The 24,450-nt window shown below is 70.3% G+C and carries 20 protein-coding genes; 8 read left to right on the top strand and 12 right to left on the bottom strand.

Annotation, left to right across the window (positions count from 1 at the left end; genetic code table 11):
* Nucleotides 1-49: 49 nt before the first annotated feature.
* A complete protein-coding gene (locus ACWGI2_RS30095) occupies nt 50-643 on the top strand; it encodes a Uma2 family endonuclease (RefSeq protein ID WP_453400155.1) in 594 nt (197 codons plus the stop codon).
* On the opposite strand, the gene ACWGI2_RS30090 is transcribed toward ACWGI2_RS30095, so the two are convergent.
* From ACWGI2_RS30090 to rsmI, 7 genes are all read right to left on the bottom strand, one after another.
* Complete coding sequence (locus ACWGI2_RS30090; RefSeq protein ID WP_453698725.1) at nt 621-1,961, bottom strand: acyltransferase family protein; 1,341 nt, start codon at nt 1,959-1,961, stop codon at nt 621-623. The two genes, ACWGI2_RS30095 and ACWGI2_RS30090, sit on opposite strands and share 23 nt — an antisense overlap.
* A 76-nt stretch (nt 1,962-2,037) precedes the next feature.
* Nucleotides 2,038-2,925 (bottom strand): 4-(cytidine 5'-diphospho)-2-C-methyl-D-erythritol kinase, encoded by an 888-nt coding sequence (locus ACWGI2_RS30085; RefSeq protein ID WP_453698724.1) that lies wholly within the window; start codon nt 2,923-2,925, stop codon nt 2,038-2,040.
* On the bottom strand, nt 2,922-3,791 hold the full coding sequence (rsmA, locus tag ACWGI2_RS30080; RefSeq protein ID WP_453698723.1) for a 16S rRNA (adenine(1518)-N(6)/adenine(1519)-N(6))-dimethyltransferase RsmA: 870 nt from the start codon (nt 3,789-3,791) through the stop codon (nt 2,922-2,924). Before rsmA ends, ACWGI2_RS30085 begins: the two co-directional genes overlap by 4 nt.
* Nucleotides 3,792-3,840: 49 nt before the next feature.
* The gene (locus ACWGI2_RS30075; protein WP_453698721.1) at nt 3,841-5,118 is read right to left on the bottom strand and encodes a ubiquitin-like domain-containing protein; all 1,278 of its coding nucleotides are present in this window, start codon (nt 5,116-5,118) and stop codon (nt 3,841-3,843) included.
* 142 nt (nt 5,119-5,260) lie between these two features.
* Nucleotides 5,261-6,145 (bottom strand): TatD family hydrolase, encoded by an 885-nt coding sequence (locus ACWGI2_RS30070; protein WP_453698719.1) that lies wholly within the window; start codon nt 6,143-6,145, stop codon nt 5,261-5,263.
* Nucleotides 6,146-6,188: 43 nt separating this feature from the next.
* Nucleotides 6,189-6,617: a hypothetical protein gene (locus ACWGI2_RS30065; protein WP_453400149.1), complete on the bottom strand. Its 429-nt coding sequence runs from the start codon at nt 6,615-6,617 to the stop codon at nt 6,189-6,191.
* Nucleotides 6,618-6,810: 193 nt separating this feature from the next.
* Nucleotides 6,811-7,707 carry a 16S rRNA (cytidine(1402)-2'-O)-methyltransferase gene (gene rsmI, locus ACWGI2_RS30060; protein WP_453400148.1) on the bottom strand — a complete coding sequence of 299 codons (897 nt, stop codon included), beginning with the start codon at nt 7,705-7,707 and terminating at the stop codon, nt 6,811-6,813.
* Nucleotides 7,708-7,770: 63 nt separating this feature from the next.
* Here rsmI and ACWGI2_RS30055 point away from each other — a divergent pair, with 63 nt between their 5' ends.
* The 5 genes from ACWGI2_RS30055 (at nt 7,771) to ACWGI2_RS30035 (ending at nt 14,613) form a co-directional block, all read left to right on the top strand.
* Complete coding sequence (locus ACWGI2_RS30055; RefSeq protein WP_453400147.1) at nt 7,771-9,519, top strand: dolichyl-phosphate-mannose--protein mannosyltransferase; 1,749 nt, start codon at nt 7,771-7,773, stop codon at nt 9,517-9,519.
* Nucleotides 9,520-9,653: 134 nt separating this feature from the next.
* Entirely contained in the window at nt 9,654-11,285 is a 1,632-nt protein-coding gene (locus tag ACWGI2_RS30050; RefSeq protein WP_453698717.1) for a penicillin-binding transpeptidase domain-containing protein, read from the top strand.
* A gap of 298 nt (nt 11,286-11,583) precedes the next feature.
* Nucleotides 11,584-13,173: a penicillin-binding transpeptidase domain-containing protein gene (locus tag ACWGI2_RS30045; protein WP_453698900.1), complete on the top strand. Its 1,590-nt coding sequence runs from the start codon at nt 11,584-11,586 to the stop codon at nt 13,171-13,173.
* An 85-nt stretch (nt 13,174-13,258) separates the two neighbouring features.
* The gene (locus ACWGI2_RS30040; RefSeq protein WP_453698715.1) at nt 13,259-13,765 is read left to right on the top strand and encodes a YbaK/EbsC family protein; all 507 of its coding nucleotides are present in this window, start codon (nt 13,259-13,261) and stop codon (nt 13,763-13,765) included.
* The gene (locus ACWGI2_RS30035; RefSeq protein ID WP_453698714.1) at nt 13,762-14,613 is read left to right on the top strand and encodes an EamA family transporter; all 852 of its coding nucleotides are present in this window, start codon (nt 13,762-13,764) and stop codon (nt 14,611-14,613) included. Before ACWGI2_RS30040 ends, ACWGI2_RS30035 begins: the two co-directional genes overlap by 4 nt.
* Before the next feature lie 253 nt (nt 14,614-14,866).
* On the opposite strand, the gene ACWGI2_RS30030 is transcribed toward ACWGI2_RS30035, so the two are convergent.
* From ACWGI2_RS30030 to ACWGI2_RS30020, 3 genes are read right to left on the bottom strand one after another with little or no spacing between them, the layout of a single operon-like run.
* A complete protein-coding gene (locus ACWGI2_RS30030) occupies nt 14,867-15,634 on the bottom strand; it encodes an energy-coupling factor ABC transporter ATP-binding protein (protein ID WP_453698713.1) in 768 nt (255 codons plus the stop codon).
* Nucleotides 15,622-16,383 carry a cobalt ECF transporter T component CbiQ gene (cbiQ, locus tag ACWGI2_RS30025; protein ID WP_453698711.1) on the bottom strand — a complete coding sequence of 254 codons (762 nt, stop codon included), beginning with the start codon at nt 16,381-16,383 and terminating at the stop codon, nt 15,622-15,624. The genes ACWGI2_RS30030 and cbiQ overlap by 13 nt, the downstream gene beginning before the upstream one ends.
* A gap of 1 nt (nt 16,384) precedes the next feature.
* Nucleotides 16,385-17,452: an energy-coupling factor ABC transporter permease gene (locus tag ACWGI2_RS30020; RefSeq protein ID WP_453400141.1), complete on the bottom strand. Its 1,068-nt coding sequence runs from the start codon at nt 17,450-17,452 to the stop codon at nt 16,385-16,387.
* A 194-nt stretch (nt 17,453-17,646) separates the two neighbouring features.
* Here ACWGI2_RS30020 and ACWGI2_RS30015 point away from each other — a divergent pair, with 194 nt between their 5' ends.
* Nucleotides 17,647-18,000, top strand: a complete 354-nt coding sequence (locus ACWGI2_RS30015) for an SsgA family sporulation/cell division regulator (protein ID WP_453698710.1) — start codon at nt 17,647-17,649, stop codon at nt 17,998-18,000.
* Nucleotides 18,001-18,017: 17 nt separating this feature from the next.
* Here ACWGI2_RS30015 and ACWGI2_RS30010 read toward each other — a convergent pair whose 3' ends face one another.
* On the bottom strand, nt 18,018-20,264 hold the full coding sequence (locus ACWGI2_RS30010; RefSeq protein WP_453698708.1) for an MMPL family transporter: 2,247 nt from the start codon (nt 20,262-20,264) through the stop codon (nt 18,018-18,020).
* A gap of 116 nt (nt 20,265-20,380) precedes the next feature.
* Nucleotides 20,381-20,953 (bottom strand): TetR/AcrR family transcriptional regulator, encoded by a 573-nt coding sequence (locus ACWGI2_RS30005; RefSeq protein ID WP_453400307.1) that lies wholly within the window; start codon nt 20,951-20,953, stop codon nt 20,381-20,383.
* Nucleotides 20,954-21,144: 191 nt separating this feature from the next.
* Here ACWGI2_RS30005 and ACWGI2_RS30000 point away from each other — a divergent pair, with 191 nt between their 5' ends.
* Entirely contained in the window at nt 21,145-24,423 is a 3,279-nt protein-coding gene (locus ACWGI2_RS30000) for a S41 family peptidase (protein WP_453698706.1), read from the top strand.
* Nucleotides 24,424-24,450: the final 27 nt, after the last annotated feature.

Below are 24,450 nucleotides of genomic sequence, written 5' to 3'. Positions count from 1 at the left end.
GCAGCTACCGTGGGCAGCAGGCCGAAGAATCCCGTCCATGGGAGGAACCATGACCGCCGAGTCCCTGCAAGACGGGCGCCGCTGGCCTGTGCCACCGCTGAACGGCTACACCGTGGACGACCTGTTCACGCTGCCTGATCTCCCGCCGCACACAGAGTTGATCGACGGGAGCTTGGTCTTCGTGAGTCCGCAGCGGGATTTCCACACCATCGCCATCGACCTCTTGGTCAACGGACTGCGCCGCACCTCGCCGCGAGAGCTGAAGATCAGACGCGAAATGACCGTCGTACTCGACAAGCGCAACGGCCCAGAGCCCGACGTCTCCGTCATCCGTTCAGAGGCTGTTACCAGCCCAACCCAGACGCGCTACGCGGCCGCTGACGTCACGCTCGCCGTGGAGGTCGTCTCCCCCGAATCCGAGGCCCGCGACCGCGCCACCAAGCCCCACAAGTACGCCGCAGCGGGGATCCCCCACTTCTGGCTCGTCGAGATGACAGGCGCCGACAGCCACCCAGTGGTTCAGGTCTATGAACTCGGCCATGCCACGGGAACGTACGCCCTGACCGGAATCCACCACGACCACCTCAAGATCAACGTCCCGTTCGACATCGACATCGACCTCACCGCCATCGACGAGCTGTAGGCGCCCGCTCCACAAGCAGCCATCCGACCAGCGCCATCCCCACCGCCACCGGCGCCGTCACCCGCACCGCGATCAGCATCGCCGTACGCCCTTCGAGAAGTCCCCCGAAGCCGACCATCGAGAGTCCGAGCACCCCGAAGAGACAGAGCGTGACGCCCACGGCGGCTACCGGGCCCGCACCCGGCACCCCCGTCAACTCCCTTGCTGTGACCGGCTTTTCGAAGCGGCGAAATGCCGCGACCAGCAGCGCGGTGAGTACCGCGGCCGCCGTCATCCGCAGCGGAACCTGCACCCACCACGCCCCGGTCGCGGGCTCCGGCAGCGGCACGTCCGCCGCGATCAGCACCCCGTACACCCCCAGCATCGCCGTCAGGTGCCACAGGAACGCCGTCATCGAGACCCCGTTCGCCGCCACCACTCCCCGCCACACCCGCGGGCGCGCGAGCCACCGTGTCGCCGGGCCCCGCAGCAGCTCCACCGCGCCCACCAGCCACACCCCATGGCAGAGCAGGGCGAAGGTCGGGGGTGCCATGTTCGAGACGCGCTCGCCGGGCATCCCCACCATGGAGAGCGGATACGGGCCGAAGGCCACCAGGGACGCGGCCCCCGCGAGACCCGCCACCGCCATCGCCGCGGGCATCCGCACCCGCAGCCTGCCGTCCGCCCGCAGGAACCCCAGCTGATGCACCGCGAGCCACACGAAGGCGAAGTTGAGGAACTCCACGTACGGGACGCCGAAGGCGAAGCGCGCCACGTCCACCGCACCCGCGGCGAGCACGAGACCGCCGAACGCGCTCCACCCGTACCGCTCGTGCAGCCTCAGCAGCGGCGGCGTGAACGCCACCATAGCCAGGTAGATGCCTATGAACCACAGCGGCTGGGCCACGAGCCGGAGCGTCACGTCCAGCAACGCCCCGCCCTCGCCGAGGAGTTGGACCGCCAGAGCGGCGGCGCCCCACACGCCGATGAAGACCATCGTCGGCCGCAGCAGCCGCTGCAACCGTGCCCGCAGGAACGCCGAGTAGACGGAAGTCTCGGGAGCCTTCCGGCTCAGGGAGCGGTACGACAGGGCGTGCGAGAAGCCGCCGACGAAGAAGAACACCGGCATGATCTGCAACGCCCAGGTGAGCAGCTGCAGTTCGGGCACGACGGCGAGGAGGTTGCCGACCTCGGTGCGGCCGTCGTCCCCGACGGTCACCGCCGCCATCAGCCAGTGGCCGACGACGACCGTGCCGAGCGAGGCGACCCGCAGCAGGTCGATGTACCGGTCACGCCCGGTGGGCGTCTTCTCGGCCAGTTCGCGAACGCTTGATCCCATGTACGTACGGTCGCGCGGACCGCGGGCCCCGCGTCAGCGCGCACGTACTCAGATCCGCGCCTGAGTACCTACGCCCCTAAAGCACCGTCGCGCCCGACGCGGGCGAGTCCGCCACCCTGGCCGTGCGGCAGGTGCCGGAGGCCGTCAGCGCTTCGGCGACCCGTCGCGCGGACTCGGCGTCCGCCGCCAGGAACGCCGTCGTGGGCCCGGATCCGGAGACCAGCGCGGCCAGCGCGCCTGCCTCGGTGCCTGCGGCGAGGGTGTCGGCGAGCGAGGGGAAGAGAGACAGGGCAGCGGGCTGAAGATCATTGGCAACGGCTCCGGCGAGAGCTACGGCGTCCCCGTTACGCAGGGCGTCGAGGAGTGCCGGGGATGCCTCCGGAGCTGGAGCGTCGGGGGTCAGCCGGTCGAACTCGCGGTAGACCGCGGGCGTGGAGAGCCCTCCGTCGGCCACCGCGAACACCCAGTGGAAGTCCCCGCCGACGTCCAGGATCTCCAGCTTCTCGCCGCGTCCCGTACCGAGCGCCGCCCCGCCCACCAGGCTGAACGGCACATCGCTGCCCAACTCGGCGCAGATGTCGAGGAGTTCGTCCCGCGAGGCCTCGGTCCCCCACAGCGCGTCACACGCCACGAGCGCGCCCGCGCCGTCCGCGCTGCCGCCGGCCATGCCGCCCGCGACGGGGATGTCCTTGGCGATGTGGATGTGCACATCGGCCGTACGTCCATGGCGCGCGGCGAGCAGCTCAGCGGCCCGCGCCGCCAAGTTCGTACGATCCAGGGGTACTTGGGCGGCATCGGGCCCGGAACAGGTCACGCGCAACTGTTCGGCGGGCGTGACGGTGACCTCGTCGTACAGGCCGACCGCGAGGAAGACATTGGCGAGGTCGTGAAAGCCGTCCGCGCGCGCGGCGCCTACGGCGAGCTGGACATTGACCTTCGCGGGGACGCGGACCGTCACACTCACGAAGCGGCCCCCTTGTGCTCGGCGATGCGCGCGAACTCCTCCACCGTCAGCGCCTCGCCGCGCGCCTGCGGCGAGACTCCGGCGGCGACGAGCGCGGCCTCGGCCGCTGCCGCCGAGCCCGCCCATCCGGCGAGGGCGGCGCGCAGGGTCTTGCGGCGCTGGGCGAAGGCGGCGTCGACGACGGCGAAGACTTCCTTCTTCGAAGCGGTGGTCTTGACCGGCTCGGCGCGCCGCACGAGCGAGACGAGACCCGAGTCGACGTTCGGCGCGGGCCAGAAGACGTTGCGCCCGATGGAACCGGCGCGCTTCACGTCGGCGTACCAGTTCGCCTTCACGGAGGGCACGCCGTACACCTTCGAGCCCGGCGCGGCGGCGAGGCGGTCGGCGACCTCGGCCTGCACCATCACGAGCGTGCGCTCGATGCTGGGGAAGGTGTCGAGCATGTGCAGCAGGACCGGCACGGCCACGTTGTACGGGAGGTTGGCGACCAGCGCGGTCGGGGCGGGGCCCGGCAGCTCGCGTACGAGCATGGCGTCGCTGTGCACCAGCGCGAAGGAGCCGGCCTTCGCGGGGAGCCGGGCCTCGACGGTCGCCGGGAGGGCCCCCGCGAGGACGTCGTCGATCTCGACCGCGATGACGCTGTCCGCGGTGTCGAGCAGCGCGAGGGTCAGCGAGCCGAGCCCGGGCCCGACCTCGACGACCACGTCCCTTGGGCCGACTTCCGCGGTGCGGACGATGCGGCGGACGGTGTTGGCGTCGATGACGAAGTTCTGGCCGCGCTGCTTGGTCGGGCGTACGCCGAGGGCGGCTGCCAGCTCGCGGATGTCGGCGGCGCCGAGAAGGCTGCCGGGCTCACTGTTACTCACCCCCCAAGATTACGGGTCCTGGCCCTGGGCCTTCACCAGTCCGCTCCCCCTACAGCCGCCCCCCGCAATGCGGCCACGGGCTCGCCCCCCGTTGTACGTACAGCTTCTTCGCGCGGAACGTCTGTTCCTCCGCGGAAGCGTCCTGCGGGCGCCCCGAGCCGCCCAACCCCTGCCACGTCCGCGTATCGAACTGGTACAGGCCCCCGTACGTCCCCGAGGGATCCACCGCGTTCGGGCGGCCGCCCGACTCGCAGTGCGCCAGCGAGCCCCAGTTCAGGCCCTCCGCCCCCGCCACCGAGTTCGGACGCTGCTTCGTGCCGACCTTCACGATCTGCGTCTGCGGCTCCCGCACGACCTCCGACCGCAGCCGGCGCGGCTTCTGCTTGACGCCGTTGACCGTCCGCAGCGCGTACGTCACCCGCCGGGTCCCCTGGTGCCCCTGCCGCTCCACGACCTCCGTACCGGTGAACAGCGAGGGATCGTCCGTCCGCCGCACGTCGAACGGGATCGGCTCCTCCCGCACCTCCTTGCGCCCGGAGATCCGCATGACGGTGACCGTCTGTCCGTCGCGCGGAAAGCTGCCGGGCGCGACGGAGGTCGTGTCCTGGCCGTTCAGGCTGATCCCGGACTCCTCGACCGCTTCCCGCACCGTCGCCGCGTTCGTCCGGATGGTCCGCTCACGCCCGTCCGCCATGATCGTCACGGTGCGCTCGGTCCGTACGTCGAGATCGAGGCCGTCCCGCGCGATCCGCTTGCTCCGCGAGGCGGACAGATAGGCGCCCTCGGCCCGCACCCCGAGCTGCCGCAGCGCGCCGTCCACCGTGCGCGCCGTCGTCCACACCTCGCGCCGCTGCCCGTCGAGGGTGAGCTTGACCGGCCGGCCGTAGCGGACGGCGATCTCGTCGCCGCTGGCCAGGGCCGTGCTCGCGGTCGGCGCCACGATGTCGTGCGTGCCGAAGTCCACGCCCTCGTCCTCGAGCAGCTCACCCACGTCGTCCGCGAAGGTGTGCAGGGTCCGCGACTCGCCGTCGACACTCAGCCGCACGGCCTTGTCGTTGGCGACGAAGGCCGAGGTGCCGCCCGCGAGAAAGGCGACGACCAGCGCCTGCGGCAACAGCCGCCGCAACGACTCGGGCCGCTCCGACGGCGCCTTCGTCTTCTTGCGCCGGGCGGCCCGCCGCGCCTCGGCCCGCCCACCGTCGGGGGCGGGCCCGGTGGCCTGCCGGGGGAAGTGGTCCCGGGGCTCGGGCTCGGGCTCATATGTCGTGGCGCCCCTGTAAGACGTCTCGTACTGCGGCGACTGCGACGACTGCGGCGCATGACTCACGACGACGCTCCAGCGTTCTCGTTCTGGTCCGGATCGGGCGAGGCGGACCAGAACCTAGCGGAGCTTCCGTCACTCTCCAAAGCAGGACGATTACGCAGTGTCGTGGCAGGGCCCTGGACTACAGGGCCACGGGCGTTATCGCTCAGTAATCAAATGCACGCGCCGTATTGACCGAGATCGCCTCGGCCATGGCGTCCTCGCCGATCCCCCGCACCTCGGCCATGGCCCGCAATGTGACCGGAATGAGATATGGCGCGTTAGGCCGTCCGCGGTAGGGAGCGGGCGTGAGGAAGGGCGCGTCGGTCTCCACGAGTACGAGTTCGAGCGGGGCGACGGCCAGCGCGTCCCGCAGCCCCTGCGCGTTCTTGAACGTCACGTTGCCCGCGAAGGACATGAAGTACCCGTATTCCGCGCAGACTTGGGCCATCGCCGCGTCACCCGAGTAACAGTGGAAGACGGTGCGCTCCGGAGCCCCCTCCTCCTTCAGGACCCGCAGCACATCCTCGTGCGCCTCGCGATCGTGGATGACCAGGGCCTTGCCGTGCCGCTTGGCGATCTCGATGTGGGCGCGGAAGGACCGCTCCTGGGCGGCCTTGCCCTCGGGCCCGGTGCGGAAGTAGTCGAGCCCGGTCTCGCCCACGCCCTTGACCTGCGGCAGCGCGGCAAGAGCGTCGATCTCGGCGAGCGCGGCGTCGAGCGCGCCGTCACCGCCCGCCTCGCGCGCCCCCTGCCGTGACCAGCCGTCGGGGTCGCCGTGCACGATGCGCGGCGCCTCGTTGGGATGCAGGGCGACGGTGGCGTGCACGCTCTCGTACGCGGCGGCTGTCTCCGCGGCCCAGCGCGAACCCGCCACGTCACAGCCCACCTGCACGACCGTCGTCACTCCCACAGCCGCGGCCTTGGCGAGCCCCTCGTCCACCGTCCCCGACTGCATGTCGAGGTGGGTGTGGGAGTCGGCGACCGCCACCCGAAGGGCTTCGGGCAGCGGCGGCGCGGCGTTCTTGGCGTCGGCGTCTTTGGAAGGCATGCCCCGATCCTACGAAGGGAGCGTCATCCCTCCGAAAGGGACGTCATCCCGCCTTGCGGTGGTGGAAGGGGTGCAGCAGCGCCGACAGGTGCCAGTGGTGGTGCTTGGGCTCACGGGGCTCGCCCGCCGCGGCACCGGAGCCGGACTCGTCACCCGTACCCGCCACGGCCCTCGGCGCATGATGCCGCTGCATCAGATCGAGCACCGACGAAACCTGCCCGGCCCGCATGATCCGCACGACATGCCCGCCGCAGTTGAGGCACGTCGGCCGGGTCAGGGGCGACGGCACATGACGGCCGTCCGCCACGTACATCACGAATTCCTTGCCCTTGCCGTCCACGTGATGCTCGATGTCGTACGACTGTTCCCAGCCGTGCCCGCACCTCATGCAGGCGAAGGCATAGGACTCGTGAACGGTGTCTATCGCGGTGGACGCCGTGGTGTGGTGACCGGTGTCGGCGATCTCACTCATGCCAGCTCCTCTTGTCCGCTGGACAAGCACTGCCGACCGGGCTTTCCTCCCGGCCGGAAGCGTGGGGACGGGTGCGTCCCCTTTGACCAGTGGACGCCTTTCCCGAGGCGAAAGCATCAGACCTGTCGACAGTTGAAGGCGATTTGGCCTTTCCTTAGCCTTCAGGCCCGGTGCGCGGCCCGCACTTTGCCTTTCACGATAGTCCTTTGCCGTCCGATGGGGTGGCCCGAGCCGCATTCTTTGCCGCGACCACGGCATCGAATACGTCGCGCTTGGGCAGCCCCGCTTCGGCCGCGACGGCGGCGATCGCCTCCTTGCGCCGCTCCCCCGCCTCCTCGCGCACCCGCACCCTGCGCACCAGCTCATCCGGGCCCAGGTCACCGGGGCTCTTCTCCGGTGCGCCCTCGACGACGACGGTGATCTCACCGCGTACGCCGTCGGCCGCCCACTCGGCGAGTTCCTTCAGCGAACCCCGCTTGACCTCTTCGTACGTCTTGGTCAGCTCGCGGCAGACGGCCGCCCTGCGTTCGTCGCCGAACGCCTCGGCCATCGCGACGAGGGTGTCGTCGATACGGTGCGGTGCCTCGAAGTAGACGAGAGTGCGACGGTCCTCGGCCACTTCGCGCAGCCGCGAGAGCCGCTCGCCCGCCTTGCGCGGCAGGAAGCCCTCGAAGCAGAAGCGGTCCACCGGGAGGCCCGAGAGCGCGAGCGCGGTGAGCACGGCGGAAGGACCCGGCACGGCCGTGACCCGGATGTCCTTCTCCACGGCGGCGGCGACGAGCCGGTAACCGGGGTCGGACACCGACGGCATCCCGGCGTCCGTCACGAGCAGCACCCGCGCACCGCCGACCAGCGCCTCGACGAGCTCGGGTGTGCGCGCGGTCTCGTTGCCCTCGAAGTACGAGACGACCCGCCCGCCCACCTGCACACCGAGCGCCTGGGTGAGCCTGCGCAGCCGCCGGGTGTCCTCGGCGGCCACGACATCGGCCGACTCCAGCTCGGCGGCGAGCCGCGGCGGTGCGTCGGCGACGTCGCCGATGGGGGTGCCCGCGAGCACCAGGGTTCCGGGGGAATCAGCGCTTCCTGTCACGGTTCCATCCTCGCAGGGGGCTGGGAGCGGGACTCACACAGTCGGGTTCCCTACGATGGCGCGGTGACCAGTACCGCGTCTTCCCCGGACACTCGCCAGGGCCAGGCAGCCGAGGAGCAGCAGCCGTCGTGGCAGCACAGGCTGCGCCGCTTCGGCTATGTGGCGCGGCCCGCCGAGCCCACCGCCGATGTCCGGGCCCGGCTCGTGCCCGCGTACACCGAACCGAGCCCACGCCTGTGGGCGTCGATCGGCATGCCGAAGAGTTACGCCGCTCAACTGGTCCGGTGGTCGGGCTGGATCGGCCCGCTGCTGATCACGCTGGTCGCGGGGCTCACCCGGTTCTGGAATCTCGGCAGCCCGAAGGCCGTGATATTCGACGAGACGTACTACGCGAAGGACGCCTGGGCGCTGATCCACCGGGGCTTCGAGGTCAACTGGCCGGAGAAGGTCAACGACACCGTCCTGCAACAGGGTTCGGGCGTCACGATCCCCACGGACGCCGCGTACGTCGTGCATCCGCCGGTCGGCAAGTACGTCATCGGCGTCGGCGAGTGGCTCTTCGGCTTCGACCCCTTCGGCTGGCGATTCATGACGGCGGTGCTCGGCACCTTGTCGGTCCTGATGCTGTGCCGGATCGGGCGACGGCTCTTCCGCTCGACGTTCCTGGGCTGTCTGGCGGGCGCGCTGCTCGCGGTGGACGGGCTGCACTTCGTGATGAGCCGCACCGCGCTGCTCGACCAGGTCCTGATGTTCTTCGTGCTCGCCGCGTTCGGCTGCTTCCTGATCGACCGTGACAAGGCGCGGGAGAAACTCGCCGCCGGTCTGCCGGCCGACTGGGACGGGAGGGTCCGCCCCGACGCGTACGTGGCCGAGACGCTGCGCCTGGGGTGGCGTCCCTGGCGCTGGGCGGCCGGGCTCTGCCTGGGGCTCGCCTTCGGCACCAAGTGGAACGGCCTCTACATCATGGTCTTCTTCTGCTTGATGACCGTCCTGTGGGACGTGGGCAGCCGCCGCGTCGCCGGCGCCGAGCGCCCCTACCGCGCGGTGCTGAAGCGGGACGTGTTCCCGGCGTTCGTCTCGACGGTGCCGGTCGCGATCGGCACGTACGTCCTGTCCTGGCTCGGCTGGATCCTCTCCCCGACCGACGGCTCGGGCGGCTACTACCGCAACTGGGCGGCCACGGACGGCAAGGGCGGCTCCTGGACGATCCTGCCGGACTGGCTGCGCAGCCTGTGGCACTACGAACACGCGGTCTACGACTTCCACGTGGGGCTGTCGTCGCCGCACACGTACCAGTCGAACCCGTGGAGCTGGATCGTCGACGGGCGCCCCGTCTCGTACTTCTACGAGTCGCCGCTGCCCGGCAAGGACGGCTGCCCCTCCGGCACCGCCGAGAAGTGCGCCCGCGAGGTTCTCGCGCTCGGCACTCCGATGCTGTGGTGGGCGGGCGCCTTCGCGCTGCTCTACGTGCTGTGGCGGTGGGTGTTCCGCAGGGACTGGCGTGCGGGCGCGATCGTGTGCGGGATCGCGGCGGGTTATCTGCCGTGGTTCATGTACCAGGAGCGGACGATCTTCTTCTTCTACGCGGTCGTCTTCGTGCCGTTCCTGTGCCTGGCCGTGTCGATGATGATCGGCGCGATTCTCGGTCCGCCCGGGTCCAGTGAGCGGCGCCGGGTGGTGGGCGCGGCGGCCTCGGGCGTCCTGGTCCTGCTGATCCTCTGGAACTTCATCTGGTTCTGGCCGATTTACACCGGCCAGGCCATTCCGATCGATTCCTGGCGGGCCCGAATGCTCCTGGATACGTGGGTATAGCCACGTGCGTGTAGTACACACCTTGGACACCTTCGGATAACGGCAGCCTCGTACGTCCCCCGCGCCGCTTATGGTTTCGGGCGAGCGACCCTCCCGAATTCATTCGGGAGGGCTCCTGGGGAGGGGAACGCGGCATGCGTAAAGGGGTAAAGGTCACTCTGGTCGGTGGGGTGTTCGCCGTCATGGTGGGGGGCGCGGGGTACGGCGCGTACAACTTGGTGAACGGCGTGACGGGGGGCGGCGGTTCACCGGCGTCGGGCCCCGAGGCGGTGCGGACGGGGCCGCCGACGAGCGCTGAGATCGGCGAGACGACGAAGACGTTCTTCACCGCGTGGGCCGAGGGCGACGCGGAGAAGGCCTCGCACTACACGAACAACGCGGAAGTGGCCTCGCAGATCCTGACCGCCTACCGCGAGGACGCCCACCTGACGAAGGTGAAGCTCACGCCGGGCAGGGCCACCGGCACGACCGTGCCGTTCTCGGTCGAGGCCACGGTGTCGTACAAGGGAAAGACCAAGCCCTTCGCGTACGAATCCGAGCTGACCGTCGTCCGTGGCAAGACCTCCGGGCGCGCGCTCGTCGACTGGGACCCCTCGGTCGTCCACCCGGACCTGAAGAGGGGCGACACCCTGGCGACCGGCGAGGCCGCCGCGCCCCCCATCCAGGCCGTCGACCGACACGGCTCGGTCCTGGACAAGAAGGACTACCCCTCGCTCGGCCCGGTCCTGGACCAGCTGCGCGTGAAGTACGGCGACAAGGCGGGCGGCACCCCCGGCGTCGAGCTCTACGTCCAGCACGCGGACGAGGCCGCCGGCACCGAGACGCTCCTCACGCTCGCCAAGGGCAAGGCGGGCAAGCTGAGGACGACGCTGAGCGCGCCCGCGCAGCGAGCCGCCGAGAAGGCGGTGTCGCGGCACGCGAACTCCTCGGTGGTCGCCGTGCAGCCGAGCTCCGGCGAGGTCCTCGCGATGGCCAACCACCGGCAGGACGAGTTCAACGCGGCGTTCCAGGGCAAGCTGGCCCCCGGCTCGACGATGAAGATCGTCTCGGCGGCGATGCTCATCGACAAGGGCGTGACGAAGGCGAGCGGCCCTGCGCCCTGCCCCGACTCCGCGGTCTGGCAGGGCCGGCGGATCGACAATCTCCCGGGCCTTGCACCGGACGAGAACGCGACCCTGGCCGACAGCTTCGCGCGGTCCTGCAACACCGCGTTCGTGAAGCTGGTCGACGAGGACGGCATCACGGACGAGTCCCTCACCGAGGAGGCGCAGAACGGCTTCGGCCTCGGCCTCGACTGGAAGGTGGGCATCCCCACGCAGGACGGCACCGTCCCCGCGACCGCGGGCGGCGCGCGCGCCGAGGCCATCATCGGCCAGGGCAAGGTGCAGATGAACCCGCTCAACATGGCGTCGGTCACGGCGACCGCGATGACGGGGGCCTTCCGGCAGCCGGTCATCGTGGACCCGGGCATGGACGACCGTCAGCTGGCCCAGGCACGCGGCCTGCCCGCGTCCACGGTGCAGCAGCTGCGCCAGATGATGAACCGCACGGCGGTCAGCGGCACCGGCGCCCGCGCCATGGCCGGGCTCAGCGGCAGCATCGGTGCGAAGACGGGATCGGCGGAGGTCTACGGTCAGGAGAAGCCCAACAGCTGGTTCACCGGATACCGCGGTGACGTGGCGGCCGCGGCGGTGGCCCAGGAGGGCGGGCACGGAGGGGATACGGCCGGCCCTATGGTGGCGGCGGTACTTGCCGCAGGCAGTTGAGCCATGTGGTCGGGGGCTTCATGAAAGCCCCCTAGTGTGGGGCCTTCCGGTGCGGAGCTTGGGGGCTCTGTGATCTGGGATCTGCGGAGGGTCAGTGGGCAAGCGAGGGCGCGCCAGCGAGCGCAAGGGCATCAAGAGCATCACGGGTAGACCGGGTGCATCGGCTACACCGGGCGCTCCGGGTACGCCGGGTACGCCGGGTACGCCGGGCGGGAAGAGCGCCAAGGTGCACCCCGGTGTGCTCGGCGGCGCTGCCGCCGTGGTCGTGTGCGGCGTGGGCATCGCCGCGTACAGCCTGATGGGCGGATCGTCCGGCGACGACGGTGGACCGACGGTCGACGAGAAGCCGGTGGCCGCGGGCCCGCCGACGGCCGCCGAGGTCCGTGCCACCACGCGGGACTTCCTCGCCGCGTGGGAGAAGGGCGACGTGACGAAGGCCGCGGCGCTCACGGACGACCGTACGGCGGCGAAGACTGCCCTCACCGCGTACGCCAAGGACTCCCACCTCAAGCAGGTGAAGCTGACGCCGGGCAAGCGGGCGGGCGCGAAGGTGCCGTTCTCGGTCACGTCCACGGTCTCGTACGAGGGAAAGAGCAAGCCCTTCGCCTACGAGTCCGAGCTCACCGTCGAGCGACGAAAGCACGACGGCAAGACACTGATCGGCTGGCAGCCCTCCGTCGTCCACCCGGACCTGAAGGAAGGTGACCGCCTGGTCACCGGCGAGGCCGGGGACCCGCCGATCAAGGCGGTGGACCGGGACGGCGGCGAGCTGACGAAGGCGAAGTACCCCTCGCTCGGCACGGTGTTGGACAGCCTGCGCGAGAAGTACGGCGACAAGGCGGGCGGCAAGGCGGGCGTGGAGCTGCGCGTCGTACGCAAGGACAGCGCGAAGGACGCCGAGAAGTCGGCGACGACGAAGGACGACGCGAAGGCGACGCCCGACAAGACGCTGCTCACGCTCTCCCCCGGCACCCCCGGCACCCTGAAGACCACATTCGACGCCACGCTCCAGGCGGCGGCCGAGAAGGAGACGGGCAAGCGCAAGCAGGCCGCGGTCGTCCTGGTGAAGCCGAGCACGGGCGAGATCCTGGCGTCGGCCAATTCGAACCCGACCGGCTTCAACATCGCGTTCCAGGGCTCGCTGGCCCCCGGCTCGACGATGAAGGTGGTGACGTCGTCGCTGCTCCTGGAGAAGAAGCTCGCGGGAGTGGACAAGAAGCACCCCTGCCCGAAGTACGTGACGTACGGCGGCTGGAAGTTCCAGAACGACGACAAGTTCGAGATCAAGGACGGCACGTTCCGCGCGAGCTTCGCCCGGTCCTGCAACACGGCCTTCATCAGCCAGGCCAAGAAGCTTCAGGACGACTCCCTGACCAAGCAGGCGCAGGAGGTCTTCGGCCTCGGCCGCGACAACTGGTCGATCGGTGTCCCGTCCTTCGACGGCGCGATCCCTGTCCAGAGCGACGCGCAGATGGGCGCCTCCCTGATCGGCCAGGGCGGGGTCCGCATGAGCCCGCTGAACATGGCGTCGGTGGCGGCCACGGTGAAGTCGGGCACGTTCAAGCAGCCGTACCTGGTCTCCCCGGACCTCGACAAGCGCACGCTCGCGACGGCGCCGCGCAAGATGTCGGGCGCGACGGCTTCGGCGCTGCGTGACCTGATGCACTACACGGCGGTGGCGGGCACGGCGGTCAAGCCGATGTCGGGCCTCGGCTCCGACATGGGCGCGAAGACGGGCTCGGCGGAGGTCGACGGCCAGAAGAAGCCCAACGGCTGGTTCACGGCGTACCGCGGCGATCTGGCCGCGGGAGCGGTGGTGCAGGAGGGCGGGCACGGCGGGGACTCGGCGGGGCCGCTGGTGAGGGCGATGTTCCAGGCGGCGAAGTAGCCAGCTTTCCGCCCGGCGGGATCAGCCGTCCGGTATACGGATACACGGTCGCGTGCCCCGTACACGGACCGCTACCGTGCCGGGCATGAGCGCTACGGATTCACCCGCTTCCCCCGCCCACCCCCGTTTCGCCGCGGCCCTGACCGAGCTGGGCCTCGCTGACCTGGTCAGCGAGGTCCGCCGCTTCCCGGAGGCGACACGGACCGCCCAGGAGGCCGCCGCGGCCATCAGCTGCGAGCTGAGCCAGATCTGCAAGTCCCTGATCTTCGCGGCGGACGGCGTCCCGGTCCTGGTCCTGATGGACGGCGCCTCGCGGGTCGACCTGGAGCTCGTACGGCGGGAACTGGGCGCGGAGAAGGTGACGCGCGCGAAGGCGGACATCGTCCGGGAGACCACGGGTTACGCGATCGGCGGCGTACCGCCTTTCGGCCACGCGACGAAGACCCGAGTCCTGGCGGACCGCTCCCTCCTCGACCACGAGGTGGTGTGGGCGGCAGCGGGCACTCCGTACGCGGTCTTCCCCATGACGCCCAAGGACCTGATCACCCACGCGAACGGCACCCTGGTGGACGTGCGCGAGCTCGCCAAGTGACGCCGCTGGTCGCGTCGGCGGTCCTGCTGGCCGCCGTCACGCACGCGAGCTGGAACGCGATCGCGCACCACATCACGGACAAGCTGGTCGGCTTCACGTTGATATCCGGCGGCGGTTTGCTGATCGGCGCACTCATCGCCCCGTTCGCGGCGATACCGGCGGCGGGCGCATGGCCGTACCTGATCGTCTCGGCGCTGATCCACATCGGCTACTACGCCCTGCTCATGAAGTCGTTCAAGCTGGGCGACTTCGGCCAGGCGTACCCGATCGCGCGGGGCACGGCACCACTGGTGGTGACGGTCCTCGCGGCGGTCTTCGCGGGCGAGGTCCCGGACGGCTGGCAGGCGGCGGGCGTCGCGGTGTCGTGCGCGGGCCTGACGGGGTTGGCGCTGTGGGGCATACGAGGATCGGGCCGACGCCCTGACTGGGCGGCGATCGGCGCGGCGCTGGCCACGGGTGTCTCGATCGCGGCGTACACGGTGGTGGACGGCCTCGGAGTCCGCGCCTCCGGCTCATCGATGGGCTACATCGCGTGGCTGATGATCCTGGAGGGCCTGGCGATTCCGGTGTACGCGGCGTATCGCTGGCGGGGGGCCTTCGTCGCCCGGCTGCGCCCGTTCGCGGCGGTGGGGCTGGTGGGGGCGGCCCTGTCGGTGGCGGCGTACGGCTTGGTCCTATGGGCCCAGACGAAGGCGGACCTGGCCCCGATCTCGGCGCTGCGGGAGTCGTCGATCATCGTGGGGGCGGGGATAGGGGCGGTGTTCTTCAAGGAGAAGTTCGAGGCGCCGAGGTTGGTGGCTGCGGGGTTGATGGTGGCGGGGATCGGGTTGATGCTGCACGCGGGTTGAGGGAGGGGCGGGGCGGGGCGGCGTCAGTTTTGCGTCGCGTACGAGAGGAAGCTCTGCGATGCTCCTGCGGCGCCGGCGAACTGTGGGCTGGGCTCTGCTGGAACTTGGAATCCCGTACGTGGACGGTCAAGGTGCATCGAGCCACCTCGCCGCGCGTCGAACACCGCCGCACTGCTCGCCGCCAACGCCGCCGCCCAGACGGCCCACGCCGAACTGGACGGCATCGGCACCCTGGGTGAGGGGTATTGATGCCCTACGCCCGCCCGTCCGCCGCCGTCTTCGGATCGAAGCCGAACGGCAGTTCAAGCCGGTGCGCCCCCATCAGGTCCTCGTCGCCCAGCAGCTCCCCCGTGGGGCCGTCCGCCGCGATCACGCCCTCGCTCAGGATCAGCGCCCGGGGGCACAGTTCGAGGGCGTAGGGGAGGTCGTGCGTGACCATCAGGACCGTTACGTCCAACGAGCGCAGGATGTCGGCCAGTTCGCGGCGCGATGCCGGGTCCAGGTTCGAGGACGGTTCGTCCAGGACCAGGATCTCCGGCTCCATCGCGAGGACCGTCGCCACCGCGACCCGCCTGCGCTGGCCGAAGGAGAGGTGGTGCGGCGGCCGGTCCGCGAACTCCGCCATTCCCACCTGGGAGAGGGCCTTGTGAACCCTGGCCTCCAGCTCGGGGCCCCGCATCCCTGCCGCCGCCGGGCCGAACGCCACGTCCTCGCGCACCGTCGGCATGAAGAGTTGGTCATCCGGGTCCTGGAAGACGATGCCGACCCTGCGCCTGATCTCCGCCATGTGCTTCTTGCCGACCGGGAGGCCCGCGACGGTGACCGTTCCCGCGCCGCCCGTCAGGATGCCGTTCAGGTGCAGGACGAGCGTCGTCTTGCCCGCGCCGTTCGGGCCGAGCAGCGCGACCCGCTCGCCGCGACCGATCGTCATGTCGACGCCGAAGAGCGCCTGGTGCCCGTCGGGGTAGGCGAAGGCCAGACCGGCCACTTCGAGTGAGGGTGCTGAGGTCACAGGGTCCATCCCAACACGCAGACGACTAGAGCAGCGGACGGGAGGGCCAGTGCGTACGTCCACTGCGCGCGCGACGCGGTGACCTCGTCGATCACCGGCATCGAGCCCGCGTAGCCCCGGCTGACCATCGCCAGATGCACCCGCTCGCCCCTCTCGTACGAGCGGATGAAGAGCGCGCCCGCGGACTTCGCGAGGACGCCCCACTGCCGTACGCCCCGCGCCTCGAAACCGCGCGACTCGCGCGCGATCTTCATGCGGCGCATCTCGTCCGTGATCACGTCGCCGTAGCGGATCATGAACGAGGCGATCTGGACGAGCAGCGGCGGCAGCTTCAGGCGCTGCAACCCGAGGAGCAGCGCACGCAGTTCGGTGGTCGACGCCAGCAGGACCGATGCCGCTACGCCGAGCGTGCCCTTGGCCAGGACGTTCCAGGCGCCCCAGAGGCCGTTCACGCTCAGGGACATGCCGAGTACGTCGACCCGCTCGCCCTCCGCCACGAACGGCATGAGCACCGCGAACGCCACGAACGGGACCTCGATGAGCAGCCGCTTCAGGAGGAAGGGGAGCGGGACGCGGGAGGCGTACGCCACCACGCCGAGCAGCGCCGCGTACAGGCCGAACGCCCACATCGCCTCGCGCGGCGTGGAGACCACCACGACCACGAAGCAGAAGACGGCCGCCAGTTTGGTGTGCGGAGGCAGTACGTGCACCCGGGAGTGGCCGGGCCGGTAGAGCCGGTGGGCGTGGCCCGCGCCCATGTCAGGCGTTCTCGTTCTCGGAGACCGACGTCGTCGATGCCGGGCCCGCGTCCGTCGTACGACGGCGTCGCAGCGCCCAGAAGACCGCCGAGCCCGCGACGACCGTGACGCCGACGCCGATCACGCCCGCGAGGCCGCCGGAGAGGCGGCTGTCGGTGATGTCCTTGACGCCGTAGTCCGCGAGGGGGGAGTCGGAGGTGGCGTGCTCTTCGGTCTTCTTGTCGATGCCCTTGTCGGCCGCGACCTTCTCCAGGCCGTCGGGGTTCGCCGAGGCGTAGAAGCTGACGAAGCCCGCTAGGACGAGGGAGGTGACCAGGCCCGCGATCCACACCTTGCGGTGCGAGCGAGCCGCCACCGGGGCGGGGGCCTCCGCGGCCGGCGCATCGACCAGCTCGCCGCCCACCCGCAGCTTCAGCTTCTGGGTCAGGCCGCGGGCGCCGTACACCAGGTCGGGGCGTACGGCGATGACGGCGCCGACGGTGAGCGCGGTGATCGCCGCCTCGCCGATGCCGATGAGGACGTGCACGCCGACCATGGCGGTGGCGACCTTGCCGATGGAGACGTCGGTGGTGCCGCCGAGCGCGTAGAGGAACGTGAAGGCGATCGCGGCTGCGGGCACCGAGATCAGCGCGGCGACGAAGGAGGAGGCGGTGATGGAGCGGCGGGTGCGCGGGAGCACCTTCACCAGGCCGCGGAAGGTGAGATAGGCCACGACGGTGGTGACGACGGCCATGTCCGTGATGTTCACGCCGAGCGCGGTCAGGCCGCCGTCGGCGAAGAGAACGCCCTGCATGAGGAGTACGACGGACACGCACAGGACACCCGTAAAGGGGCCGACGAGTATCGCGGCGAGCGCCCCGCCGAGCAGATGTCCGCTGGTCCCGGCGGCGACCGGGAAGTTCAGCATCTGTACGGCGAAGATGAACGCGGCCACGAGCCCGGCGAGCGGCGCCGTCCGCTCGTCCAGTTCGCGCCGTGCGCCTCGGAGGCTGACCGCGATCGCGCCGGCGGCGATGAGCCCGGTGGCGGCGGAGACGGGTGCGTTGATGAATCCGTCGGGGACATGCATGCGCGCGCTCCTGGGCAGGACAGGAAGAGGAAGGCAGAGCGGATCGCTCGTGAACCGTTCAATGATAGGGCTCTATTGCGAACGGTTTGCAAGAGCACCGACTACCCAGTTATCCCGGTCACACCTGGAGCAGGAATCGGAATATATGGGACATTAGAGGGCAGAAAAGCACGTGATGGTGAGGAGCTTCGGCGATGTCCGCAGTAGAGCAGTACGCACGCGCCCACGTCGTCACGGACTCCCCTGACGACCAGCTCACCGTCCCCGCCGTCCTCCGGTACGACCCGGAGGCCGACCCGCAGTCGGTGCGGATCGGCCTCCCTGGTGCCCACGAGGGTTCCCACGAGTGGACCTTCGCCAGGCAGCTGCTCGAACAGGGCCTGCGGGCCCCGGCCACCAGCGGCGACGTACACATCTGGCCCTGTGGACGGGTCCAGACCGTCATGGAGTTCCACTCGGCGCAGGGGGTGGCGGTCGTACAGTTCGACGCTTCGGCACTGATCCGCTTCCTGCGCCGCACGTACGCGGCCACCCCCGTGGCCCACTGACCCCGGTCTGACCGGGGTCAGACGCGCGCGAGCTCCCGGTCCTCGTCCGCGTCCCGCGTGCCCGAGGCATCGAGGTCACGCAGCCCCTCGCCCTCCACATCCACATTCGGCAGCGCCCGGTCCAGCCACCTCGGCAGCCACCACGCCTTCTTGCCCAGCAGCGCGAGCACCGCCGGGACCAGCGCCATGCGCACGATGAACGCGTCGAAGAAGACAGCGATCGCGAGACCGAAGCCGATCATCTTCACCATCTGCTCCGACGACCCGATGAAGCCCGCGAAGACCGCGATCATGATGACCGCCGCCGCCGAGACCACGCGTGCCCCGTGCCGGAAGCCGGTCACGATCGCCTGGCCGGGCCGCTCCCCGTGGACGTACGCCTCTCGCATGCGCGTCACGAGGAACACCTCGTAGTCCATCGCGAGGCCGAAGACGACGCCCACCATGAAGATCGGCATCATCGACATGATCGGGCCCGTCTGCTCCACTCCGAAGAGCGAGCCGAGCCAGCCCCACTGGAAGACCGCGACGACCGCGCCCAGGGCCGCGAGGACCGAGAGCAGGAAGCCGAGCGCCGCCTTGAGCGGGACCAGGATCGAGCGGAAGACGACGATCAGGAGGAGGAAGGCCAGGCCTACGACCAGGGCCAGGTAGGGGAGGAGCGCGTCGTTCAGTTTCTCGGAGACGTCGATGTTCATCGCCGTCGTGCCGGTGACCATGACGCTCGCGCCGGTGTCGGACTTGATCTCGGCGCCCGCGTCGCGGATCGAGTGCACGAGGTTCTCGGTCTCGATGCCGCTGGGCTTGGAGGACGGGACGACGCTGATGATCGCCGTGTCACCCGCCTTGTTGATCATCGGCGGTGCGACCGAGAGGACGTCGTCGAGCCCGGAGATCGTCTTGGTGATCTCACCGGCGGCGGCCTTCGGGTCGTCGGTCCCCTTGAGGTCGGCGACCGTCATCAGCGGGCCGTTGAAGCCGGGGCCGAATCCGTCGGAGACCAGGTCGTACGCCTTGCGCTGGGTCGTGGACGTCGGCTGTGCGCCGTCGTCCGGGAGGCCGAGTTCGAGGGAGGAGACGGGCAGCGCGGCCGCGCCGAGGCCGATGACGCCGACGAGCAGGACGGTGAGCGGACGGCGGACGACGAAGCGTGCCCAGCGGGTGCCGAGGTTGTCCTTCGGCTGCTTCTCCTCCGCGCCCTCGGCAGCGGCGCCCTTCTTCCTGCCGCCGCCGAGCACCTTGCTCTTCTCGCCCGTGGGCTTGACCTTCTTGCCCGCGTAACCGAGCAGCGCAGGGATCAGGGTGAGCGCGATGAGTACGGCGATGACCACCGTGCCGGCCGCCGCGAAGCCCATCTTGGTGAGCATCGGGATGTTCACCACGGCGAGGCCGACAAGGGCGATGACCACGGTGAGCCCGGCGAAGACCACGGCCGAACCAGCCGTCCCCACGGCGCGGCCCGCCGCGTCCTCGCGGTCCCGTCCGTCGGCGAGTTCGCCGCGGTAGCGGGAGACGATGAAGAGCGCGTAGTCGATGCCGACCGCGAGGCCGATCATCATGGCGAGCGTCGAGGTGGTCGTCCCCAGGTCGAGCGCGCTGGCGAGCGCGGTGATCGAGGAGACACCGATGCCCACGCCGATCAGCGCGGTCAGCAGGGGCAGTCCGGCCGCGATCAGCGAGCCGAAGGTGATGACGAGGACGACGGCCGCGACCGCGATGCCGATGATCTCGGTGGCCCCGGTCTCGGGCATCGCCTGCAGCGCGTCGCCGCCGACCTCGACCGTGAGCCCGGACTCCCGCGCCTGGTCGGTCGTCTTCTCCAGGGCGTCACGGCTCTCGTCGGTCAGCTCCATCGAGGTGACCTTGTACGACACCGACGCGTACGCCGTGGAGCCGTCCTTGCTGACCGTCTTGGTCCGGAAGGGGCTGTCGGCCCTGGCCACCTCGTCCGAACCGGACTTGAGGGCGGCGACGGTCTTCTCGATCTCGGACTTGTTGCCCGGGTCCGTGACCTTCTCGCCGTCCGGCGCCTTGAAGACGACACGGGCACTGGCGCCGTCGGCACTGGCTTCGGGCACACGCTCTTCGAGCAGGTCGAAGGCCTTCTGGGCCTCCGTCCCCGGAATGGAGAAGGAGCTGGACGCGGCGGTGGGCGCGGACGCGGCGCCGACTCCGGCGAGCGTCAGGAGCGCCACCCAGATCAGGGCGACGAAGTGCCGTCGCCTGAAGGCGAGTCGGCCTAGTTTGTAGAGGAAAGTGGCCACGGAGGCGTACTCCCGGTCAGGTCGTGGTGTCTACAGGGCAGGGGGGATCAGCCCGACGACGTGAGCGGTCGCGTCAGGTGGAGAGGTGGAGAGGTGGGGCTGGTGAGGGGGTCGGATCAGACGCCGAGGGCGGGGAGGATCACGGCGTCGATGTAGGAACGGAGGAACTCACGGTCGACCGTGCGGTCCTCGATCAGGTCACGGGCGACGAAGCCGCCGACCATCATGTGGATGACGTAGTCCAACGCGGGGTTGTCCGGGGCCACTTCGCCCCGCTGGACGGCCCTGCGCAGCATCGCGTTCAGACCGGTGATCTCCGGCTCGATGAGCAACTGCCGCATCGCCTGGTGGAGTTCGGGGTTTCCGTGGATGGCGTGGAACAGGCTCCGCATCAGCGCGGCGTCCCGCTCCATCTGGCAGTCGTCCGAACGGTTCGCGGTTTCGAGCAGGTCTCCGCGCAGGGACCCCGTGTCGATGTCCTCGATGGACACCGGCTTGTTGTGCCGCAGGGCCCTGGCGATCAGCTCGGGCTTGCTCCCCCACTGGCGGTAGAGGGTGGCCTTGCTGGATCTCGTGCGGGCCGCGATGGCGTCCATCGTGAGCGCTTCGTACCCGACTTCGCGGAGCAGGTCGAGCACGGCCGCGTAGAGCTCGGCCTCGCGCTCGGGTGTGATCCGGCTGCGCCGCACCGTCGCCGCCTCAGCCATGATCCCTCCGCTCCTCGTCGAACCCTTGCCGAAACTGTTCCGTACGCCATGACTGTACCCGGGGGCTTAACGAAACGAAACCGTTTCGTACGTGTGCTGCGTCACGCGCTCCCCCCACCCCTCCACCCCTTGTACGAGTTGCCGCGCCCCCCGCAGCGGAAAAGCATGGTGAAGTGACCGACGCGCGCGATGAAGCCCATGCTGACCACGCCTACCTGCGATTTCCGCACCTCAGCGGCGACCGCCTCTGTTTCGCGGCCGAGGACGACCTCTGGGTGGCGCCCCTGAGCCCGGACGGTGCCCCCGCCGGACGGGCCTGGCGGGTGACAGTCGACCGGACCAAGGTGAGCCATCCGCGCTTCTCACCGGACGGCCGCCACATCGCGTACACGACATGGCGCAGCCTCGACCCGGAGATCCATCTCGCCCCGGTCGACGGCGGCCCTGCCCGGCGTCTCACCTACTGGGGCAGCACGGACACCCGGGTCTGCGGCTGGTCCCCCGACGGCGACATCCTCGCCGTCTCCTCGCACGGCCAGCCCTTCTCGTACTTCTGCTGGGCCTACAGCGTGCCGACCGACGGATCGCCCGGCGGCAAGCTGCCCTGGGGGCCGGTGTACGACATCGCGGTCAACGACATCGACGGCGAACGCAAGACGCTCCTCCTGACCGGGAAGCCGCCGCACGAGCCCGCCGCCTGGAAGCGCTACCGGGGCGGGGCGATGGGCCGCCTGTGGATGCACGGCGAGCAGATCCTGCCCGATCTCGACGGGCATCTGGACGCCCCGATGTTCGTGGACGGCAGGATCGCCTTCCTCTCCGACCACGAGGGCGTCGGCAACCTCTACTCCTGTCTGCCGGACGGCTCCGACCTGCGACGGCACACCGATCACGACGCGTTCTACGCCCGGCACGCCTCCAGTGACGGCGCGCGCGTCGTCTACCAGTGCGCGGGCGACGTCTGGCTGGTGGACGACCTGGCCGCCGACTCCGAGCCGCGCCGCCTCGACGTGCGCCTCGGCGGGCCGCGCGCCGGACGGCGGATCTATCAGGTGCCCGCCGCGCAGCACCTCGACTCGATCTCCGTGGACACGACGGGCCGGGCCAGCGCCGTCGTCGTACGCGGCAGCCTGTACTGGCTGACGCACCGGGACGGGCCCGCCCGCACCATCACGGACACCCCGGGCGTACGCGTCCGGCTCCCGGAGATGCTCGGCAAGGGCGGGCAGGTCGCCTACGTCACCGACGCGGAGGGCGAGGACGCCGTCGAGATCGCCTATCTGCCGCGCGCCAGCGGCGACCGCGCGCCGCTCAGACTGGCCCAGGGGCAGCTGGGCCGGGTCCTGGAGATGATCTCCGACCCCGAGGGCGAACGGCTCGCGATCGCGTCGAACGACGGGCGGCTCCTCCTGGTCGACGCGGCCGAGGAGGGCGACGGCGAGGTGACGGAGCTGATCCGCTCCGTCAACGGCCCGGTGCGTGACCTGGCGTTCTCGCCGGACGGCGCATGGCTGACCTGGTCCCACCCCGGTATCGGCCGCTCCCTGCGCCACATCAAGATGGCCCGCATCGAGGGGCCCGCCTGCCGCATCATCGTCGACGTCACCAACGGCCGCTTCGAGGACGAGAACCCGGTCTTCACCAGCGACGGCCGCTATCTCGCCTTCCTCTCCTGGCGCGGCTTCGACCCGGTCTACGACGTCCACACCGGCGACCTGTCCTTCCCGCTCGGCTGCCGCCCCTACCTCGTCCCCCTGTCGTCGGCGACCCCGTCCCCCTTCGCCCTCTCCCCCGACGGCCGCCCGGCGGCGGGCGGCCTCGACCCGGCCGACGGACTCTCCCCGGCCGGCTCCGCCATCGTCGAGGTGGAGGGCCTGGAGAGCAGAGTGACGCCCTTCCCCGTCTCGGCGTCCAAGTACTCGGCCCTCCACCCGGTCAGCGGCGGCGGCCTGGTCTGGATGCGCTGGCCGATCTCGGGCGCGCTCGGCGAGACGTTCGCCAACCCGGCGGACACCTCGGGGCGCCCCACCCTGGAGTACTTCAACATCACCAAGGGCAAGAAGTCCGAACTCGTCGACCACCTCGACTGGTTCGCCATCAGCGGCGACGGCTCGCGGCTCGTGGTGGTCGACGAGGGCGAACTGCGCGCGGTTCCTTCGACGGAGTCCGGCGACGGCGACACGACCACCTGGATCGACCTGCGCCGCATCCTGCACGAGGTCGACCCGGCGGCCGAGTGGCGCCAGTCCTACGACGAGGCGGGCCGCCTCATCCGGGCCTACTTCTGGGAGCCGCACATGTGCGGCATCGACTGGCCCGCGATCCTGGACCAGTACCGGCCGCTGGTGGAACGGGTCGCGTCCCCCGACGAGTTCGCGGACCTGCTCCGCGAGGTCCTCGGCGAACTGGGCACGTCACACGCGTACGTCTCCGCCGCTCGCCGCAATGAAGGACCACCCCACTATCAGCGGGCAATGGGCCTGCTAGGCGCCAACCTGGTCTGCCGTGACGGCAGTTGGATGGTCAAGCGGATCCTGCCCGGCGACTCGTCCGATTCCAAGGCCCGCTCACCTCTGGCGGGCGCGGGCATTCGCGAGGGCGCGGTCCTCACCCACATCGACGGCCGCCCGGTCGACCCGGTGACGGGCCCCTTCCCGCTGCTCGCGGCTGCGGGCGGCACGACGGTGGAGCTGACGTTCCAGCCGGCGGAGGGCGAAGGCAGGCCGAGGAGGGTGGCGATCGTCCCCCTCATCAATGAACGCCCCCTGCGCTACCAGGACTGGGTGGCCAAACGCCGGGAAGTCGTACGGGAGTTGAGCGGGGGCAAGTGTGGCTACCTGCACATCCCGGACATGGGAGGCTCGGGGTGGGCGCAGTTCAACCGCGACCTGCGCCTGGAGGTCTCGCTCCCGGCCCTGCTCGTGGACGTGCGCGGCAACGCGGGCGGGCACATCAGCGAGCTCGTGGTCGAGAAGCTGACGCGCAAGATCCTGGGCTGGGACCTGACACGGAACGCCGAGCCGGTGTCGTACGCGTCGAACGCGCCCCGGGGCCCGGTGGTGGCCCTCGCCGACGAGGCGACGTCCTCGGACGGCGACATGATCACGGCGGCCTTCAAGCTGCTCGGCCTCGGCCCTGTGGTGGGCCAGCGCACGTGGGGCGGCGTGGTGGGGATGACTGGGCGGCACGTCCTCGGTGACGGGACGGTCATCACGGTGCCGATGAACGCGGGGTGGTTCGACGAGTACGGCTGGTCCGTGGAGAACCACGGCGTGACCCCGGACCTGGAGGTGCTCCGCACGCCCCTGGACTGGGCGGAGGGGCGGCACGCCCAGCTCGACGACGCGGTACAGGTGGCGCTCGACCTCCTGGAACGGCAGCCGGCGGCGGAGCCGCCGGGGCTCGACGCCGTCCCGGACCGCCACCGGCCGAAGCTGCCGCCGCGGGGGTAGCGGGGCGGGGCCTTTCACGGTCCGTCA

Source organism: Streptomyces sp. NPDC054866 (assembly GCF_053610745.1).
This window is presented reverse-complemented; position numbering and strand designations above follow the sequence as displayed.

Coding starts and splice junctions, on each gene's coding strand:
- ACWGI2_RS30095 (WP_453400155.1), top strand. CDS start 50: ATGACCGCCGAGTCCCTGCAAGACGGGCGCCGCTGGCCTGTGCCACCG.
- ACWGI2_RS30090 (WP_453698725.1), bottom strand. CDS start 1,961: ATGGGATCAAGCGTTCGCGAACTGGCCGAGAAGACGCCCACCGGGCGT.
- ACWGI2_RS30070 (WP_453698719.1), bottom strand. CDS start 6,145: ATGCCTTCCAAAGACGCCGACGCCAAGAACGCCGCGCCGCCGCTGCCC.
- ACWGI2_RS30065 (WP_453400149.1), bottom strand. CDS start 6,617: ATGAGTGAGATCGCCGACACCGGTCACCACACCACGGCGTCCACCGCG.
- ACWGI2_RS30050 (WP_453698717.1), top strand. CDS start 9,654: ATGCGTAAAGGGGTAAAGGTCACTCTGGTCGGTGGGGTGTTCGCCGTC.
- ACWGI2_RS30045 (WP_453698900.1), top strand. CDS start 11,584: ATGGGCGGATCGTCCGGCGACGACGGTGGACCGACGGTCGACGAGAAG.
- ACWGI2_RS30040 (WP_453698715.1), top strand. CDS start 13,259: ATGAGCGCTACGGATTCACCCGCTTCCCCCGCCCACCCCCGTTTCGCC.
- ACWGI2_RS30030 (WP_453698713.1), bottom strand. CDS start 15,634: ATGGACCCTGTGACCTCAGCACCCTCACTCGAAGTGGCCGGTCTGGCC.
- cbiQ (WP_453698711.1), bottom strand. CDS start 16,383: ATGGGCGCGGGCCACGCCCACCGGCTCTACCGGCCCGGCCACTCCCGG.
- ACWGI2_RS30020 (WP_453400141.1), bottom strand. CDS start 17,452: ATGCATGTCCCCGACGGATTCATCAACGCACCCGTCTCCGCCGCCACC.
- ACWGI2_RS30015 (WP_453698710.1), top strand. CDS start 17,647: ATGTCCGCAGTAGAGCAGTACGCACGCGCCCACGTCGTCACGGACTCC.